General features: G+C 64.0%; 12 protein-coding genes. 6 read left to right on the forward strand and 6 right to left on the reverse strand.

What is annotated here, in order from left to right; translation table 11 throughout:
- Nucleotides 1–1,742: methyl-accepting chemotaxis protein (locus RAD04_RS36820; protein ID WP_461627695.1), on the reverse strand; the 1,742-nt coding region annotated here is incomplete at its 3' end.
- Between the two features lie 268 nt (nucleotides 1,743–2,010).
- Here RAD04_RS36820 and RAD04_RS36825 point away from each other — a divergent pair.
- Nucleotides 2,011–3,177, forward strand: a complete 1,167-nt coding sequence (locus RAD04_RS36825) for an FIST N-terminal domain-containing protein (RefSeq protein WP_461621465.1) — start codon at nucleotides 2,011–2,013, stop codon at nucleotides 3,175–3,177.
- 10 nt (nucleotides 3,178–3,187) lie between these two features.
- Nucleotides 3,188–4,546, forward strand: coding sequence for a hybrid sensor histidine kinase/response regulator (locus RAD04_RS36830; RefSeq protein WP_461627696.1), 1,359 nt, complete (start codon nucleotides 3,188–3,190; stop codon nucleotides 4,544–4,546).
- Between the two features lie 41 nt (nucleotides 4,547–4,587).
- Here RAD04_RS36830 and RAD04_RS36835 read toward each other — a convergent pair whose 3' ends face one another.
- From RAD04_RS36835 to RAD04_RS36850, 4 genes are all read right to left on the reverse strand, one after another.
- The gene (locus tag RAD04_RS36835) at nucleotides 4,588–5,286 is read right to left on the reverse strand and encodes a response regulator (RefSeq protein WP_461627697.1); all 699 of its coding nucleotides are present in this window, start codon (nucleotides 5,284–5,286) and stop codon (nucleotides 4,588–4,590) included.
- Nucleotides 5,287–5,392: 106 nt separating this feature from the next.
- Nucleotides 5,393–6,079: a response regulator gene (locus RAD04_RS36840; RefSeq protein WP_091966513.1), complete on the reverse strand. Its 687-nt coding sequence runs from the start codon at nucleotides 6,077–6,079 to the stop codon at nucleotides 5,393–5,395.
- Nucleotides 6,080–6,187: 108 nt separating this feature from the next.
- Nucleotides 6,188–7,369 carry a c-type cytochrome gene (locus RAD04_RS36845; RefSeq protein ID WP_461627698.1) on the reverse strand — a complete coding sequence of 394 codons (1,182 nt, stop codon included), beginning with the start codon at nucleotides 7,367–7,369 and terminating at the stop codon, nucleotides 6,188–6,190.
- A gap of 130 nt (nucleotides 7,370–7,499) precedes the next feature.
- Complete coding sequence (locus RAD04_RS36850) at nucleotides 7,500–9,215, reverse strand: PQQ-dependent methanol/ethanol family dehydrogenase (protein WP_063707628.1); 1,716 nt, start codon at nucleotides 9,213–9,215, stop codon at nucleotides 7,500–7,502.
- A 916-nt stretch (nucleotides 9,216–10,131) separates the two neighbouring features.
- Here RAD04_RS36850 and RAD04_RS36855 point away from each other — a divergent pair.
- The 4 genes from RAD04_RS36855 (at nucleotide 10,132) to RAD04_RS36870 (ending at nucleotide 15,165) form a co-directional block, all read left to right on the forward strand.
- Nucleotides 10,132–10,617 (forward strand): (2Fe-2S)-binding protein, encoded by a 486-nt coding sequence (locus tag RAD04_RS36855; RefSeq protein ID WP_461627699.1) that lies wholly within the window; start codon nucleotides 10,132–10,134, stop codon nucleotides 10,615–10,617.
- Nucleotides 10,618–10,703: 86 nt separating this feature from the next.
- The gene (locus RAD04_RS36860; RefSeq protein ID WP_461627700.1) at nucleotides 10,704–13,046 is read left to right on the forward strand and encodes a xanthine dehydrogenase family protein molybdopterin-binding subunit; all 2,343 of its coding nucleotides are present in this window, start codon (nucleotides 10,704–10,706) and stop codon (nucleotides 13,044–13,046) included.
- A 14-nt stretch (nucleotides 13,047–13,060) separates the two neighbouring features.
- Complete coding sequence (locus RAD04_RS36865) at nucleotides 13,061–13,861, forward strand: FAD binding domain-containing protein (protein WP_461627701.1); 801 nt, start codon at nucleotides 13,061–13,063, stop codon at nucleotides 13,859–13,861.
- A 197-nt stretch (nucleotides 13,862–14,058) separates the two neighbouring features.
- Entirely contained in the window at nucleotides 14,059–15,165 is a 1,107-nt protein-coding gene (locus RAD04_RS36870; RefSeq protein WP_461627702.1) for a CaiB/BaiF CoA transferase family protein, read from the forward strand.
- Between the two features lie 204 nt (nucleotides 15,166–15,369).
- Here the strand turns inward: RAD04_RS36870 and hppD are convergent, their stop codons facing one another.
- Nucleotides 15,370–16,485, reverse strand: coding sequence for a 4-hydroxyphenylpyruvate dioxygenase (gene hppD, locus RAD04_RS36875; RefSeq protein WP_461627703.1), 1,116 nt, complete (start codon nucleotides 16,483–16,485; stop codon nucleotides 15,370–15,372).
- Nucleotides 16,486–16,533 lie beyond the last annotated feature (48 nt).

The following is a 16,533-nucleotide window of genomic DNA, read 5'->3' on the forward strand; positions in this document are numbered from 1 at the left end:
GATTCGGCGGTGGCCCCCTGCATGCCCGTGATATGCGAGGAAATCTCGTCCGTCGCCTTCGCGGTCTGGCTCGCCAGTGACTTCACTTCGCTGGCAACCACGGCGAAGCCACGCCCGGCTTCGCCCGCGCGCGCCGCCTCGATGGTGGCATTGAGCGCGAGAAGATTGGTCTGCTCGGCAATCGCCGTGATCAGTTTCACGACTTCGCCGATCTGCTGGGCGGCATGCGACAGCTTGCCGATGCGGCCATCAGTCTCCTTGGCCTGGACCACGGCAGCTTCCGCAATCCGGCTGGAGTCGCGGACCTGACGGCCGATCTCCTCGACCGAGGCGGAGAGCTCTTCCGTCGCGGTGGCGACCGACTGCATGTTGGAGGACGCCTGCTCGGAGACGCCTGCGACCTGGCTCGACAGGCTCTGGGTGGTCTCGGCAGTGCGGGTCAGCGTGGACGCGGCCGATTCCAGCTGCACGGCCGAGGCCGAAACGTTGGAGACGATGGCGCCGACCGCACTTTCGAAATCATCGGCGAAGCGGATCAGCTCGGAGCGGCGGGCAGCGCTCGTCTCCCTGTTCTGGGCTTCGCTGGCGGCAGCATCGCGCTCGGCTTTGGCCACGGCTTGAACCTTGAACTCCTCGACCGCACCGGCCATCTCGCCGATCTCATCCTTGCGGCCGAGACCGGGCAGCACCACGTCGAAATTGCCCGAGGCGAGCTCACGCATCGCCTTGCACATCGCGATCATCGGACGCGAGATGCCGGTGCCGAGCAGGAAGGCGAGGAACGCACCAAGCAGCGTACCGCCGATGGCGAGCATCAGCACCAGTTGCTCGGTCTGCCCGATGGTCGCTTCCGACTCCGTGTCCAGCCGCTGCTGTTCGGCGACGAGGTCCGCCTTCATGGCGGTCGCGCCTTGCAGGATCGCACTGGCCGAGCCGCTCATGTCGGTGACGAGCCCGTCGACCAACTTGGCGTTGGCGATCAGCTTCTCCAGCGCCTCGCGATAGGCGCCGAGGATGGTCTTGGCCTCCTTCAGGCCGGCGACGATCTTATCGTCCATGGAATAGACCGCGCCGAGCGAGTTCTCGACGAATTTCAGCCGCGCCAACGCGCTGGTCGCGATTGCCTGATCGGACGTCAGCACGAAATTGGTGGCTGCAGCACTCGCGGTTTGGAACTGGGCGTTGACCTGCTTGGTGCCGAACTCGATCGCCTGCGCCTCGGAATCGGACGCGTTGTTGCCGACGTCGTCGAGCTTGTACTTCAGGAGATTGGCTTGGCGCTGCAATTGGTTCTGCACCAGCAACGTGCTGTCACGCTTGGCCTGCAGAACCTTGCCGAAGGTTGCGGAGAAATTCGCGAACTCCTTGGCGAGCTTGTCGAGACTGTCCTTCCGCGCTGCGGTCTTGGCGCTCTTGACGGCCTGGTCGATGGCATTCTTCAGGCTGGCCTCGGCCTCGAGCGCCGCCTTGGCGTCATCTTCCTTGCCGGTCACGACGAAATATTTGACGGCCGAACGGTAGCCGAGCAGCTCGCGGTCGATGTTGCGGGCGAGGTCCGCCTCCGACACGCTGCTGCGGTAGGACCCGACCCCGGCCGAGACTCGCTCGAAGCCGAAATAGGAGAAGGCCATGCTGCCGGCGGAGATCGCCAGCACGACCGCGAAACCCAGGATGATCTTGGCGCGGAACCTCAGGGTGGGAAATATTGTGCGCTTTGACGGCGACGCGATACGCCCGGACATTCCCACCCCCATTATTTATTCCAAACAGCCGAGATCCGAAGGCGCCCCGCCTCCCCGACCGCATGCGCAAAACTAAGGCAGAATCGTCAAGGGGCGGTAAATTCCTCCGGCCCGCAATCCCGGGCTGCGCGAGCCAGACCGGCAACTTCCAGTCCGGACCGGACACCGCGCGACTTGTTGCGGCTAGAATGAAAAAGCCCTACTGTTTTCGGCACTTGGCGGCAGATCTTGGCGACAGACCAAGCCGGTCCTTGAGGAGAGAAACGAAGTGGGGCAGGCCGATCTTCGGTTTGGCGGTTCGTCCGGCGTTGCGGTCGCGAAATCGAAAGCTCCGACCGTCGACGAGGCCGTTGCCGAGCTGGTCGCCCAGCTTCCGTCGGACGAGCTGGCCCTAGTCCTGGTCTTCCTCTCTCCCCGCTACGATCCTCATCGGTTCATCGCCGAGATCACGACACACTTTGCGGACACGCCGGTCTGCGGTTGCACGACGGCAGGCGAGCTGGCGCCGGACGGCTGGGACGAGAACAGCGTTGTCGCGATGACGTTCAGCCAGGCCGACTTCAACGCCGTGGTCCGGCCGATCCTGAATCTCGCCAATTTCCACGTCGAGGACGGCCGCCGGATCGGCAGCGAGCTTCGCCACGAGCTGTTGCGGACGACCTCGGAGGTCGGCGGCCGCAACCCGTTCGGCCTGGTGCTGATCGACGGCATGTGCCGCCGCGAAGAAGCTGTGATGTCCGCCCTCTATGCCTCGCTCGACAATATCCCGATCGTCGGCGGGTCGGCCGGCGACGGCCTGCGCTTCGAAAGGACCTGGGTGTTCTTCGACGGCAAGGCCCACACCGACGCGGCTCTCCTCATTCTCCTCAACACGTCGCTGCCGTTCCGCGTGTTCAAATGCGACAATTTCGAGCCGACCGCACAGAAGTTGGTGGTCACCGAGGCCGATATCGAGCAGCGCGTCGTCAAGGAATTGAACGCCGAGCCTGCCGCCGCGGAATATTCCCGTGCAGTCGGAATCATCGACGCCAAGCTCGACCCGTTCTCCTTCGCATCTCATCCGGTGCTGGTCCGGGTCGGCGGCTCCTATTATGCGCGGTCGATCCAGCGCGTCGATCCCGACGGCTCGCTGCGCTTCTTCTGCGCGATCGATGAGGGCATGGTTCTGACGACGGCAACTTCGTGCAGCCTGGTCGGAGCCACTCGCGACGCCTTCGCGGAGACCCGTGACCAGATCGGTGACGTCTCTCTCTATATTGGCTTCGAATGCCTGCTACGCCGGCTGGATGCCGAGCAGCATCAGCTTTCCCGCGAAATGTCCGAGCTGTACCGGCAGAACCGCGTCGTCGGATTCCATACCTACGGCGAACAGTTCGGCTCGATGCACGTGAACCAGACCTTCACCGGCGTCGCCATCGGCAGGCGGCCGACGTAACGGAGCCGACGTGGCAGAGACCTGGCAGGATGCCGAAACGATCGAGCAGCTTCGGCGGGAGTCCGTCAAGCTGAAGAAGATCAATGCGGCGCTGATGTCCCGCGTCGAGCGGTCGATGGATCAGCAGCTCAATGCGTTCTCGCTGTTCGAAACCGCAATTGCGCTCGACCATCAGATTCGCGACCGGACGCATCAGTTGCGGGATGCTCTGCGTTCGGTCGAACGGGCCAATGAAGGCCTGTACCGCGCCAAGCAGCAGGCGGAAGCTGCAAGCTCGCTGAAATCGTCCGTGCTGATCTCGGTCACCCACGATCTCCTCCAGCCGCTGAACGCGGCGCGCCTGACCCTGTCGGCACTCACCGAGATGATGGAGTCGCAGGAAGCGGGCCTGCTCATCGACCAGGTCGACCGGTCCCTGGTCACGCTGGAAGACCTGCTGCGCTCGCTTCTGGAGATCGCGAAGCTCGATGCGGGCGCGCTCCGGCCCGACGTGCGGCCGACTGCGCTTGGGCCGCTGCTCGACCAGCTCCGCGACGAGTTCGAGCCTATCGCCTGGAGGCAGGGACTGTCCTTACGCGTCCGCACCTCGCCGCTCGCGGTCCTGTCCGACCCGATGATGCTCCGGAGGATCCTGCAAAACCTGCTTGCGAACGCGATCCGCTATACTCGCAGCGGCGGCGTCATCATGGGATGCAGACGTCGTGGCGATCGCATCGCGATCCAGATCTCCGATACCGGACCCGGAATTGCGCAGGCGCAGCAGGAGGCGATCTTCCGGGAGTTCCAGCGCGGCGACGCGAGCGCGACCGACCAGGCCGGCTTCGGTCTCGGTCTTTCGATCGTGCGCCGCTTCGCGACGGCGCTCGGGCACGAGGTGCGGCTGTCCTCGCATCTCGGCCGAGGATCGACCTTCGTACTCGACATGGAGCAGGCCGATCGCGCTGATGTCAGCGACGATCTCCAGGAAATGAAGCCCGCCGATCTGCACTATGGCGCTCTGGGAGGGGCCAAGATCCTGCTGATCGAGAACGACGCCTCGGGCGCGGAGGCGCTGGCCGCCTTGCTGGAGGGATGGGGCTGCGATGTCGCGACCACGAGATCCGCCGCGGACGCCGCCCAGCGTTTGAGTGAGCTAGGCGGCTCGCCGGACGCCATCATCGCCGATCTCCATCTCGATCACGGCGAAAGCGGATTGTCGGCCGTCGACGGAATCCGGCGCCAGTTGAACTCGGACGTGCCGGCGATGATCATCACCGCGGATTATTCCGAAAAGGCTGCGGCGGAAGCCAGCCGCTATGGGCTGGAGGTGCTGAAGAAGCCGATCAGGCCGGCGGAAATGCGCGCGCTGTTGTCGTTCCTGCTGAGCTAGTTCATCCCCTCGCGCCGCATCGACGGCGAAAGAGGGCTGCATCATGCCTGCGGATCGGTCCGGGCGCGGTCGCGCTTCGCGGCCGCTCCCGAGCCCGCCAGCGTCGCGAAATCGATCTTCGACATTTCGACGATCGCCTTGGTGCGGCTCAGCACGTTCAGCTTGCGCAGGATATCCGAGACGTGAACCTTCACGGTGGTCTCGGAGATCTTCAGCTCGAAGGCGATCTGCTTGTTCTGCAAGCCGCGTTTTAGCATTTCGAGGACGCGCAATTGCTGGGGTGTCAGATCGTGAAGGCGCTTCAGGAGCTCCTGGGCCGCGATCGGCGAACGCTGCGGGCGGGCCAGCGCGCGAAAGGCGGCCGGCAGACATACCGCGCCGCGGACGACTTCGCTGATCGAATGCGCCAGCTCCTGCTTGGACGAGGATTTCAGGATGTAGCCGGATACGCCGAGCGACAATGCGCCCGAGATGATCTGCGCGTCCTGGTGCCCCGACACGATGACGACGGGAATGCGCGGAAACGCCTTGCGGATGCGGATGATACCGGACAATCCGGTCGTCCCGGGTATCGACAGGTCGAGAAGAATGAGGTCGACATCGGATCTCGACGCCAATAACTCGAGCGCACCGTCGATCGAGGTGGCCTGAAGCATATCGGCATCCGGCGTCGCCATTTGCAGCGCCCCCTCGAGCGCCTCGCGAAACAGCGGATGATCCTCGACAATCAGAAACCGCATCAGATTTGGGCCGTTCCCAGCTCGTCACCGAAGTCAGCGATCCGAGCGGCGAGCATGCCGTTGCCGGAGCAATCCTGCTTGATCCAGATCAAGTCGGGCCAGCAGCTCATTGTGGCCTCCCGCGATCGATCCTCGCATGGGGCCGCTGCCGCGGATCCGGCAAGTCGACCTTGCCGATCTCGACGATCGCCTTGTTGCGGCTGAACAGTCCGAGCTTGCGCAGGATCTCGGTGATGTGCGCCTTCACGGTCGATTCGGCGAGTTGAAGCTCCTGCGCGATCTGCCGGTTCGGATAGCCGCGGCGAAGCAGATCGAGCACCCGAAGCTGCTGCGGCGTCAGTTCACGAAGCTTGACCCTCAGTGCCTTACTGCTGTCGGCGCGCTTCCGCTGCGGCTGCGCCACGAAATCCTTCGGCACGGACACCGATCCGCCGAGGACGCCTTCGATCGATTGCGCGAGCTCCCGCTTGGACGTGGATTTTGGCAGATAGCCGGCAGCACCCAGCGCCAGCGCCTCGCGGACCACATGCTGATCCTCCTCGCTCGAGACGATGGCAACCGGCAGGCGCGGATAGGTCTCGCGCAGCCTGAGAAAACCGGAGAAACCGGTTGCGTCGGGAAGCGAGAGATCGAGCAGCGCAAGGTCGATCCCCCGCTCGACCGAAAGAACCCGCAAGGCGTCCTCGATCGACATCGCCTCCAGAATGCGGGCCTCCGGCAGCGCCAACCGCACGGCATTGCCGAGCGCCTCGCGAAACAGCGGATGATCATCGATGATCAGGAAGCTGGTCATGGCACCTTCCCCGGGGTCCATCGCGCGGGCGCATCCATCGGACGTTGGTGCCGATGGATGCGAAACGGACCCTAGAACATCTCCGCGATGCCGTCCGGTCAAGTCCATTCAGTCGTTCGATTCGGTCTGAACCGTCAGCAGAAAGGCGTAGATGCTGTCGAACTGGCCGTCGGTGAAGACCTCTTTCCAGGACGGCATGCCCTTGGCCGGACGCCCCTCATGCACCGTGGTCAAGAATTTCTCTCGCATCTCGTCGCCGTAGCGGTGGCGCAGCAGCCTCAGATCGATCTTCCGCTCGCTCTGGATCGCGTCGGGACCATGGCAATGCGCACAGGTGCCGTTGAAGATCTCCTTGCCCTGACCGACAGCTTCGGCATTTGACGCCAGCGCGTCGCCCTTGGTCTCGGTCGCGACGACGTTGGCCACGTGCGCCACGCCGGTCCCGGCTCCGGTCGTGGTTCCCGCCGGCGTCTGCACGGCGCTGAGGCGGAGGGGCTGACCGGTCGGCAGGCCATACTTCACCTTGAGGTCGGCGATGGTCCGCTCGAGGTCTGGCAAGACCGCATCGATCTGGTCGCGCAGCTCTGTCGAGGCCTTCGCGAAGCCGATCGCCGCGTCCCACGACAAACCTTCGCCTTCGGTGAGCTGAACGCGATAGCGATCCTGGTAGACGGTCTTGTTCAGCCAGCCGGCCACGGGCCCCCAGATAAAGGCGACGTCGGCCTTGCCCCGATCGAGCGCCTGCATGCCTTCCTCGGACGACAGCACCGTCACCTTCTGGATCTCGTCACGCGTCGCCAGGAGGTTTTGCGGTGTGCTGGCGAACTGCACGGCGACCCGCTTGCCCCGGAGATCGTCGACCCCTGAGATCGTCCGGTCCTTTGCGGTCACGAGGGCGTAACCTTCACGCGCAACCGTGCTCGAGAAGATGACGGCTGGCCCCATGAAATCCTCGGAGCGCGGCAGGCCGATCATGGCGTCGCACTGCTTGCCGAGCAGAGTGACGCGGACGGTGCGCTTGCCGAAATACGACTTGTACCAATCGTAGGCGATCGGCCGGCCGAGTGCCCGCGCCAGCGCCTGCCCGATCTCGACATAGAAGCCGGGTTGCGAGGGGCTGTTGCTCGAGAACGGAAGATTGGTCGGATCGGCACAGAGCCGGAACGGCTGCACTTCGTCCGCTCGGCCTATGGCGGCCGGCACGATGAGCGCGGAGCCGGCAATGCATGCAAGTAAAGCTGCGATGGCGCGACATCTGCTATTGCCAAGGCCAGAACGAATTGGACGCATCTTCACCTCCCGTGGTTGGGCATCTTTGGCGTGACGTTGCGACAAGGCCTGGCCTCGGCCGCAACGACGCGATCACACTTTGGGAAAAGAGCGCGTGTATCCCGTCACCTCGGGATACACGCGCCAGTGGTCACTGGACGGAGAACACGAAGAGCGAGCCGCCCTCGGGAGCTGCAGCCGTCATCTTCTTGCCAACCTCGCCCAGGAACGCGGGCAGCGCTGCCGTACGGCCGACGACGATGGCGACGTATTGCTTGCCGTCGACCATGTAGGTCACAGGACCCGCACCGATGCCGGAGCCGAGATTCTTGCTCCAGAGCATTTTGCCGGATTTCGCATCGATGGCGCGGAAGTCGCCATGGATGTTGCCGGCGAACACCAGGCCCCCACCAGTGGTCAGCGTACCGCCATTGAAAGGCAGGTCTTCCTTGATGGACCAGACTTTCTTCTGATTGACGGGATCCCAGGCCACGAGTTCGCCGAGGAAGCCGCCGGGGCCTTCCTTGGTCGGAAATTCGGCGCCGAGATAGAACACGCCGCGCTTGTAGGCGACGTCACTGACCGACCAATCCATGCAGACATTGTTGGAGGGAATGTAGACGAGGCCGGTCTGCGGGTTGAACGACATCGGCTGCCAGTTCTTGCCGCCGATCAAATTGGGGCAGATGTCCTTGGCGGGATGACCGGGGCCCGGACGCTTGTCGGGATCCTCGACCGCGCGCATGGTGGCGAGATCGAATTTCTGCGCCCAGTTCGAGAAGACATACTTCTCCGCCGAAAGAACCTTGCCGGTCTCGCGGTTGGCGACGAAGAAGAACCCGTTGCGATCGGCCTTCATCAGCGCCGGAACGTTGCTGCCGCCGATGTTGAGGTCGGCGAGCACGGCCTCGTTCACGCCGTCATAGTCCCAGGCGTCGGCGGGTGTGGTCTGGATATGCCACTTGATCTTGCCGGTGTTGGGGTCGAGCGCGAGCGTCGAGGCCGTGTAGAGGTTGGTCAGCTTGCCGAAATCGCCGTTGCCGGTCGAGCGCACGGCAGTGTTCCACGGCCCGGGATTGCTGGTGCCCCAATACACGGTATCGGTCTTGGGATCGTAAGAGCCGACCAGCCAGGCCGCGCCGCCGCCATGCTGCGCGGAATCACCCTTCCAGGTATCGCCGCCGGGCTCCTCCGGCGTGGGAACGGTATAGGTCTGCCAAGCGAGCTTGCCGGTGTTGATGTCGAAGGCCTGAAGCGCGCCGCGCACGCCGTACTCACCACCGCCGAAGCCGGTGATGACCTTGTCGCGCACGACCAGCGGCGGTGAAGTGATGACCGAGCCCTGCTTGTAATCGACCACCTTCGCCGTCCACAGCGCCTTGCCCGTCGCAGCGTCGAGCGCGGTCAGCTTGCCGTCGAGCCGGCCGACGAAGATCTTGCCGTCGGCATAGGAGACGCCGCGATTGTTCACGTCGCAGCAGGCGTATTGCAGCACGTCGTCCGGAATCTCCGGCTCGTAGGTCCACTTGCGCGCGCCGGTCGCAGCGTCGAGCGCATAGACGTATTTCGGCCCCCATGAGGTCGATACGTACAACGTGTTGCCGATGACGATCGGCGAGGATTCGTTCGAGCGCAGCGATGCAAGCGAGAACGAATAGGCAAGCGACAGCTTGCCGGCGTTCTCGGCGTTGATCTGGTTGAGCGGGCTGAATCGCGTGTTGGCGTAGTCGTGGCCCGCGACCGCCCATTGATTGGAATCGGATTGCGCTTTGAGCAGTGAATCGTTGGCGCGAACGCCTACCGTGCCGGCGCCCAGCATCGCGATCATCGAAATGCCGGCCAAGAAGCCCCTCGTTCCAAAGGTCATTATTCCCTCCGTGATGTTGCTTTGCGCGCCACGTTGGGCGCCGATGCGCTTTGCGCATTTCGATACGCAGTTCACCTGCGAACCATCACGGAAATTACAGCATCGCCTTTTCGCGCTTAGTATAGGCGGAAGGTAGTAGTGCAAATCACTGTCAGGCTTGGCCACTCATCTCGTTGTCGGCACTCGCTTCTTGTCGCTCGTTGGCAGTTCGAAACCGCCGATCGGATTGCGGCAACATCGTGTAGCCATCCGCGCGTTCCGTCGAAAGGCATCAGCCACGACCGCAAATCACGACGGCGGTTCAACCGCGGCGGATGACCGCTGGGCGTTACGATATCCGTCAATGTCGCCGTGTGGTTGTCGCTCGCTGTGAGCGGCAGGCCTTCAGCACGACGGTGGCACTCGGTTCGCGAAGCCATCTCGAGAGTTCGGTTGGCTCTTCGCATCCACTGATCGCCAGGGAGTAGAGGCGGACTTGGGCAGTCCGCCTCTCGGCAGGCCCCGCCGGGTCTGGCCGGCCCTCATGAATCGATGAGCGCTTCAATAATATCAATGGCTTATCGCGCAAAATCCTACTACCAAGATCGCGATTACAAAGTTGCTCGGCCGTGCTCCTATTTGCGGAACGACGACAGGAGTCCCAAGGGAGAGACAATCGGCGGCGCTGGACCGACATCCGCGGGCGAGCAGCCTTCGCGCGATGGCAGAGGAGGACGCCGCGGAAGACGAGAGACCATCTGCCCGCAGGTTTCGGACAGGTCGCGCCATGCACTGGCTGCGGCACGGATCGCTGCTGTCTGATCGCGGCGCCTCGACGACCGTTTCGTGACGCCCGGCGAACCAAAATCCCAGTTGCAAAGTTTCATCGCGCTGTTTCTAATTGGAATAACTACAAACATTCTGGGAGGACGACACCGTGTCTACAGTCAAACTGACAGTGAACGGCAAGGCCGTTGCTGTCGACGTCGAGGACCGCACGCTGCTGGTCCAACTGCTGCGCGATCACCTCAATCTCACGGGGACCCATGTCGGCTGCGACACCAGCCAGTGCGGCGCCTGTGTCGTGCACATGGACGGCCGAGCGGTGAAATCCTGCACCATGCTGGCGGGCCAGGCCGACGGCGCCAGCATCACCACCATCGAAGGCATCGCCAAGGGCGACGAGCTGCACCCGATGCAGGCCGCTTTCCGCGACAATCACGGCCTGCAATGCGGCTATTGCACGCCGGGCATGATCATGTCGGCGATCGACATCGTGCACCGCCATGGTGGCGAGCTCGACGAAGCCACCGTCCGCACCGAGCTCGAAGGCAATATCTGCCGCTGCACCGGCTACCACAACATCGTCAAAGCCGTGCTGGATGCAGCCGGACGCATGAAGGTCTCGCAGGCGGCCGAGTAGAGCGGCACGCCTCGAACGAACAAAATCACCGCTGCCGCTCTCGAAGGAAGGCGCAGCCATAAAATTTCCGGTCGGGAGGACCAGACATGGGTGTTGAAGGCATCGGCGCGCGAGTCGTGCGCAAAGAAGACAAGCGTTTCATTACCGGCAAGGGCCGGTACGTGGACGACATCAAATTGCTGGGCATGACCCATGCCCATTTCATCCGCAGCCCGCACGCACACGCCAAGGTGAAGGGGATCGATTCCTCCGCCGCGCTGAAGATGCCGGGCGTGGTCGCGGTGCTCACGGGCCAGCAGATCGTCGACGACAAGGTCGGCAACCTCATTTGCGGCTGGGCCATCACCTCCAAAGACGGCAGCCCGATGAAGATGGGCGCATGGCCGGCGATGGCACCGGAGACGGTGCGCTTCGTCGGTCAGGCCGTCGCGGTCGTGATCGCCGACAGCAAGAATTTGGCGCGCGATGCGGCGGAAGCCGTCGTCGTCGATTACGAGGAGCTTCCCGCGGTCGCCGACATGCATGCAGCCATCAAGGCCGGCGCCCCGCAGCTTCACCCCGAAGCTCCCGGCAACCAGGTTTATGACTGGGTGATCGGCGACGAGGGCGCCACCGATGCAGCCTTCGCCAAGGCCGCCAATGTGGTCAAGCTCGACGTCACCAACAACCGCCTCGCCCCGAATGCGATGGAGCCGCGCGCGGCGATTGCCGATTACGACGCGGCCGAAGAGCATTTCACGCTCTATACGACCTCGCAGAACCCGCATGTCGCCCGCCTCGTGCTCTCGGCGTTCTACAACATCGCCCCCGAGCACAAGCTGCGCGTGATCGCGCCCGACGTCGGCGGCGGCTTCGGCTCCAAGATCTTCATCTATCCCGAAGAGATGGTGGCGCTGTGGGCCTCCAAGAAGATCGGCCGTCCCGTGAAATGGACCGGCGACCGCACCGAGGCCTTCCTCACCGACGCGCATGGCCGTGACCATGTGACCCATGCCGAGTTGGCGTTCGACGCCAATAACAAGATCACCGGCCTCAAGGTGAAGACTTACGCCAATTTCGGCGCCTACATGTCGCTGTTCTCGTCGTCGGTGCCGACCTATCTCTACGCGACGCTGCTGTCGGGCCAGTACAACATCCCGGCGATCCATGCCGAGGTGGTCGGGGTCTACACCAACACCACGCCGGTCGACGCCTATCGCGGCGCGGGCCGCCCCGAGGCGAGCTATCTGATCGAGCGGCTGATGGAGACGGCGGCGCGGCAGTTGAAAGTCGATCCGGCTCAGCTGCGCCGGACAAACTTCATCACCCAGTTCCCGCATCAGACGCCTGTCATCATGGCCTATGACACCGGGGACTTTAACGCCTCGCTCGACGCTGCCATGAAGGCGATCGACTATGCCGGCTTCCCCGCCCGCAAGGCCAAGGCGAAAGCCGACGGCAAGCTGCGCGGCATCGGCGTGTCCTGCTACATCGAGGCCTGCGGCATCGCGCCGTCGAAGGCGGTCGGAAGCCTGGGCGCCGGCGTCGGCCTGTGGGAATCGGCCGAGGTACGCGTCAACCCGGTCGGCACCATCGAGATCCTCACCGGATCGCACAGCCACGGCCAGGGTCACGAGACCACGTTCTGCCAGCTCGTCGCGGAGCGCCTCGGCGTCCCCATCAGCCAGGTCTCGATCGTCCATGGCGACACCGACAAGGTGCAGTTCGGCATGGGCACCTACGGCTCGCGCTCGGCGGCCGTCGGCCTCACCGCGATCCTGAAGGCGATGGAGAAGATGGAATCCAAGGCCAAGAAGATTGCGGCCCATGCGCTGGAAGCTTCCGAGGCCGACATCGTCATCGAGAACGGCGAGTTCAAGGTCACCGGCACCGACAAGGCGATTGCGCTGCCGATGGTCGCGCTCGCGGCTTACACCGCGCACAATCTGCCTGACGGGATGGAGCCGGGTCTGAAGGAGAGCGCCTTCTACGATCCGACCAACTTCACCTTCCCGGCCGGTACCTATATCTGCGAGCTCGAGGTCGATCCCGGCACCGGCAAGACCTCCTTCGTCGACTTCGTCGCAGCCGACGACTTCGGCCGGCTGATCAACCCGATGATCGTCGAGGGCCAGGTCCATGGCGGCCTCGTTCAAGGCATCGGACAGGCGCTGCTCGAGCACGCGATCTACGATGCCAACGGCCAGCCGGTCACGGCCTCGTTCATGGACTACGCCATGCCGCGCGCTGACGACGTGCCCTCCTTCAACCTCTCCCACACCACGACGCTCTGCCCGGGCAATCCCCTGGGCATCAAGGGTTGCGGTGAGGCCGGCGCGATCGGCGCCTCTGCGGCCGTGATCAACGCGATCACGGATGCGATCGGCAAGAACAATCTGGAAATGCCCGCAACCCCTGACCGGGTGTGGCGCACGATCCACGCGGCTTAAGAGGAGGAACGAAGATGTACCAGACCACCTATCATCGCGCATCCTCGGTCGACGAGGCCGCCAGCCTGTTCGCCAAGGGCAGCGACTCAAAGTTCCTTGCCGGCGGCCAGACGCTGCTTCCAGTCATGAAGCAGCGGCTCGCCAGCCCGTCCGACGTCATCGACCTCGGCAAGATCAAGGAGCTGCAGGGCGTCGAATTGTCGGGCGACACGCTGACCATCAAGGCCGCCACGATCTATTACGACATCATGACGAATGCCGATGTGAAGAAGGCGATTCCCGCGATCTCCTATCTCACCTCGGTACTCGGCGACCCCGCCGTGCGTTACCGCGGCACGATCGGCGGCTCGATCGCCAACAACGATCCCGCCGCGGATTTTCCCGCCGCGCTGCTCGCACTCGGTGCCACCGTGAAGACCAACAAGCGGTCGATCTCGGCCGAGGACTTCTTCCAGGGCCTGTTCACCACGGCGCTCGAAGACGGCGAGATCATCACCGCCGTGTCGTTCCCGGTGCCGGCGAAAGCAGGCTACGAGAAGATGCGGCATCCGGCCTCACGCTTTGCGTTGACCGGCGTGTTCGTCGCGCAGACCAAATCGGGCGACGTCCGCGTCGCCGCGACCGGTGCCTCGCAGAGCGGCGTGATGCGGGTGCCCGCGATTGAGGCCGCGCTGAAGGCAAACTGGTCGCCGGCGGCGATCGACGGCGTCAGCATTTCGGCGAACGGATTGCTGGCCGACATCCACGGCACTGCCGAGTACCGCGCCAACCTCGTTAAGGTGATGGCGCAGCGCGCGGTGGCCGCGGCGCGCTGATAGCGCCTCGACACAAATTTTCCGCGGCGCGCACTTCGGTGCGCGCCGTTTTATTTTGGCGGTGCGGCATCAAAAGCGCTTGCCTCGCTGGCATGAAGGCGAGAAAAGTTAATCAGCCGATTAACTCGCTCCAAGAAGAATGTCAGCGGCAATGGCCGAACCATCGGCATCCGCCCGCGACCCGAGGAAACAACAACGTGCTCGATAAATCAGCGCCCACCTCGACCGTCCGCGCCTCCGGCCCGCTCTCGGGCTTCCGCATCGTCGAATTCGCCGGCATCGGCCCCGGCCCGTTCGCCTGCATGATGCTGGCGGACATGGGCGCCGACGTCGTCACGCTCGACCGGGTGGGCGCGAAGAAGAGCATGAAGTCGGTGGCGGGGCGCGGCCGCAAGGTGATCGAGCTCGACCTGAAGGACAAGGCGGCGATCGCAGAGGTGCTCGACCTGCTTGCCAGCGCCGATGCGCTGGTCGAGGGCTTTCGTCCCGGCGTGATGGAGCGGCTCGGGCTCGGGCCGGACGTCGTCCTCGCACGCAATCCCAAACTGGTCTATGGCCGCATGACCGGCTGGGGCCAGGAAGGCCCGCTCGCGAATGCCGCCGGCCACGACATCAATTACATCTCCATCACCGGTGCGCTTGCCGCCATCGGCACGAAGGAAGCGCCGGTGCCGCCGCTCAATCTGGTCGGCGATTTCGGCGGCGGCGCGCTCTATCTCGTCGTCGGCGTGCTTGCAGCCCTGCTGGAAGCGCAGCGATCCGGCAAGGGCCAGGTCGTCGATGCCGCGATGTGCGACGGGGCGGCCTCGCTGATGTCGTTCTTCTTCGACATGACGACGCTGGGACGCTGGACCGAAGGGCGCAACCAGAACTTCCTCGACGGCGGCGCGCATTTCTATGGCGTCTATGAATGCGCCTGCGGGCACTTTGTCTCGATCGGCTCGATCGAGCCGCAGTTCTACGCGCTGCTGCGCGAGCATGCGGGCCTCACCGATGCCGACTTCGACGCGCAGATGAACCCCAAGGCCTGGCCGGCGCTGAAGGAGAAGCTGAAGGCCGTATTCAAGAGCAAGACGCGCGAGGACTGGTGCGAGATCATGGAAGGCACCGACATCTGCTTCGCGCCGGTGCTGACCATGTCGGAAGCAACCCAGCATCCGCACATGGTGGCCCGCAACGTGTTCGTCGAGCGCCACGGCGTGAAGCAGCCCGCGCCGGCGCCGCGGTTCTCGCGGACACCGTCGGCGGTGCGTGAGCCGGAGGCGGCGGAGATCGGCGCGGTGATGCAGGCGTGGAAGAGATAGACTCTCCGCTGCCTCAAATTCCCCCGTCGTCCCGGGCAAGCGAGCGTAGCGAGCGCTGATCCGGGACCCATAGCCACAGGGAGATGTTTGGCGAAGACTCGGAGTTATCTGCTCGCGTCGCAACTACTCCCTGTGGTTATGGGTCCCCGCCTTCGCGGGGACGACACCGACATTGTGGGTGCAACCCGCGTCTAACGCAGGTGCTTACGCCGCATCCACCTTCAACACCCCGCGCCGGATCTGGTCCTCCTCGATCGATTCGAACAGGGCCTTGAAGTTGCCCTCGCCGAATCCGTCGTCGCCCTTGCGCTGGATGAACTCGAAGAAGATCGGGCCGATTGCGTTGGCCGAGAAGATCTGGAGCAGCACCTTGGTCTGGCCGCCCTCCACCACGCCTTCGCCGTCGATCAGGATGCCGTTCTTCCGGAGACGCGCGAGGTCCTCGCCATGCTCAGGCAGGCGCGCGTCGATCCGCTCGAAATAGGTCTCGGGCGGCGACGGCATGAAGGGCAGGCCGGCGTCGCGCAGGTCTTCGATGGTGCGGTAGATGTCGCGGCAGCCGCAGGCGATGTGCTGGATGCCCTCGCCGCGATAGGTCTTCAGATATTCCTCGATCTGGCCGGAATCGCCGGCGTCCTCGTTGATCGGAATCCGGATCTTGCCGTCCGGGCTGGTCAACGCCCGCGAGAACAGGCCGGAGGCGCGGCCCTCGATGTCGAAGAAGCGGATCTGGCGGAAGTTGAACAGCTTCTCGTAGAAGCCGGCCCAGACATCCATGCGGCCGCGATGGACGTTGTGGGTGAGATGGTCGAGATAGAACAGGCCGGCGCCGGCAGGCCGCGGATCGCGCGCGCCGAGCCATTCGAACTCGGCGTCATAGGCCGAGCCCTTGGCACCGTAGCGATCGACCAGATAGAGCAGGCTGCCGCCGATGCCCTTGATCGCGGGCACGTCGAGCGTCTTCTGCGCCGACGACACATCGGCAGGCTCCGCACCGAGCGAAATGGCGCGGTCATAGGCCGCCTTCGCATCGACGACGCGGAACGCCATCGAGGGGGCGCAGGGCCCGTGCGTGGCAACGAACTCGTAACCGTGGCTACCGGGCTCCTCGTTGACGAGGTAGTTGATGTCGCCCTGGCGATAGACCGTGATCTTCTTGGTCTTGTGGCGCGCGACGGGCGCATAGCCCATCAGCTTGAACAGCGAATGCAGCTCTTGCGGATTGGGATGCGCATATTCGACGAACTCGAACCCGTCGGTGCCCATCGGATTGTCGGCACTGATAGTGGCCGGCGGTGCATCGTGCGGAAACGGTCCCATAGGCGGCTCTCCCAAATTGCTGCTGCGAGGAACTATCCTTCATGGGGC

The organism is Bradyrhizobium sp. 25ACV (genome assembly GCF_054863005.1).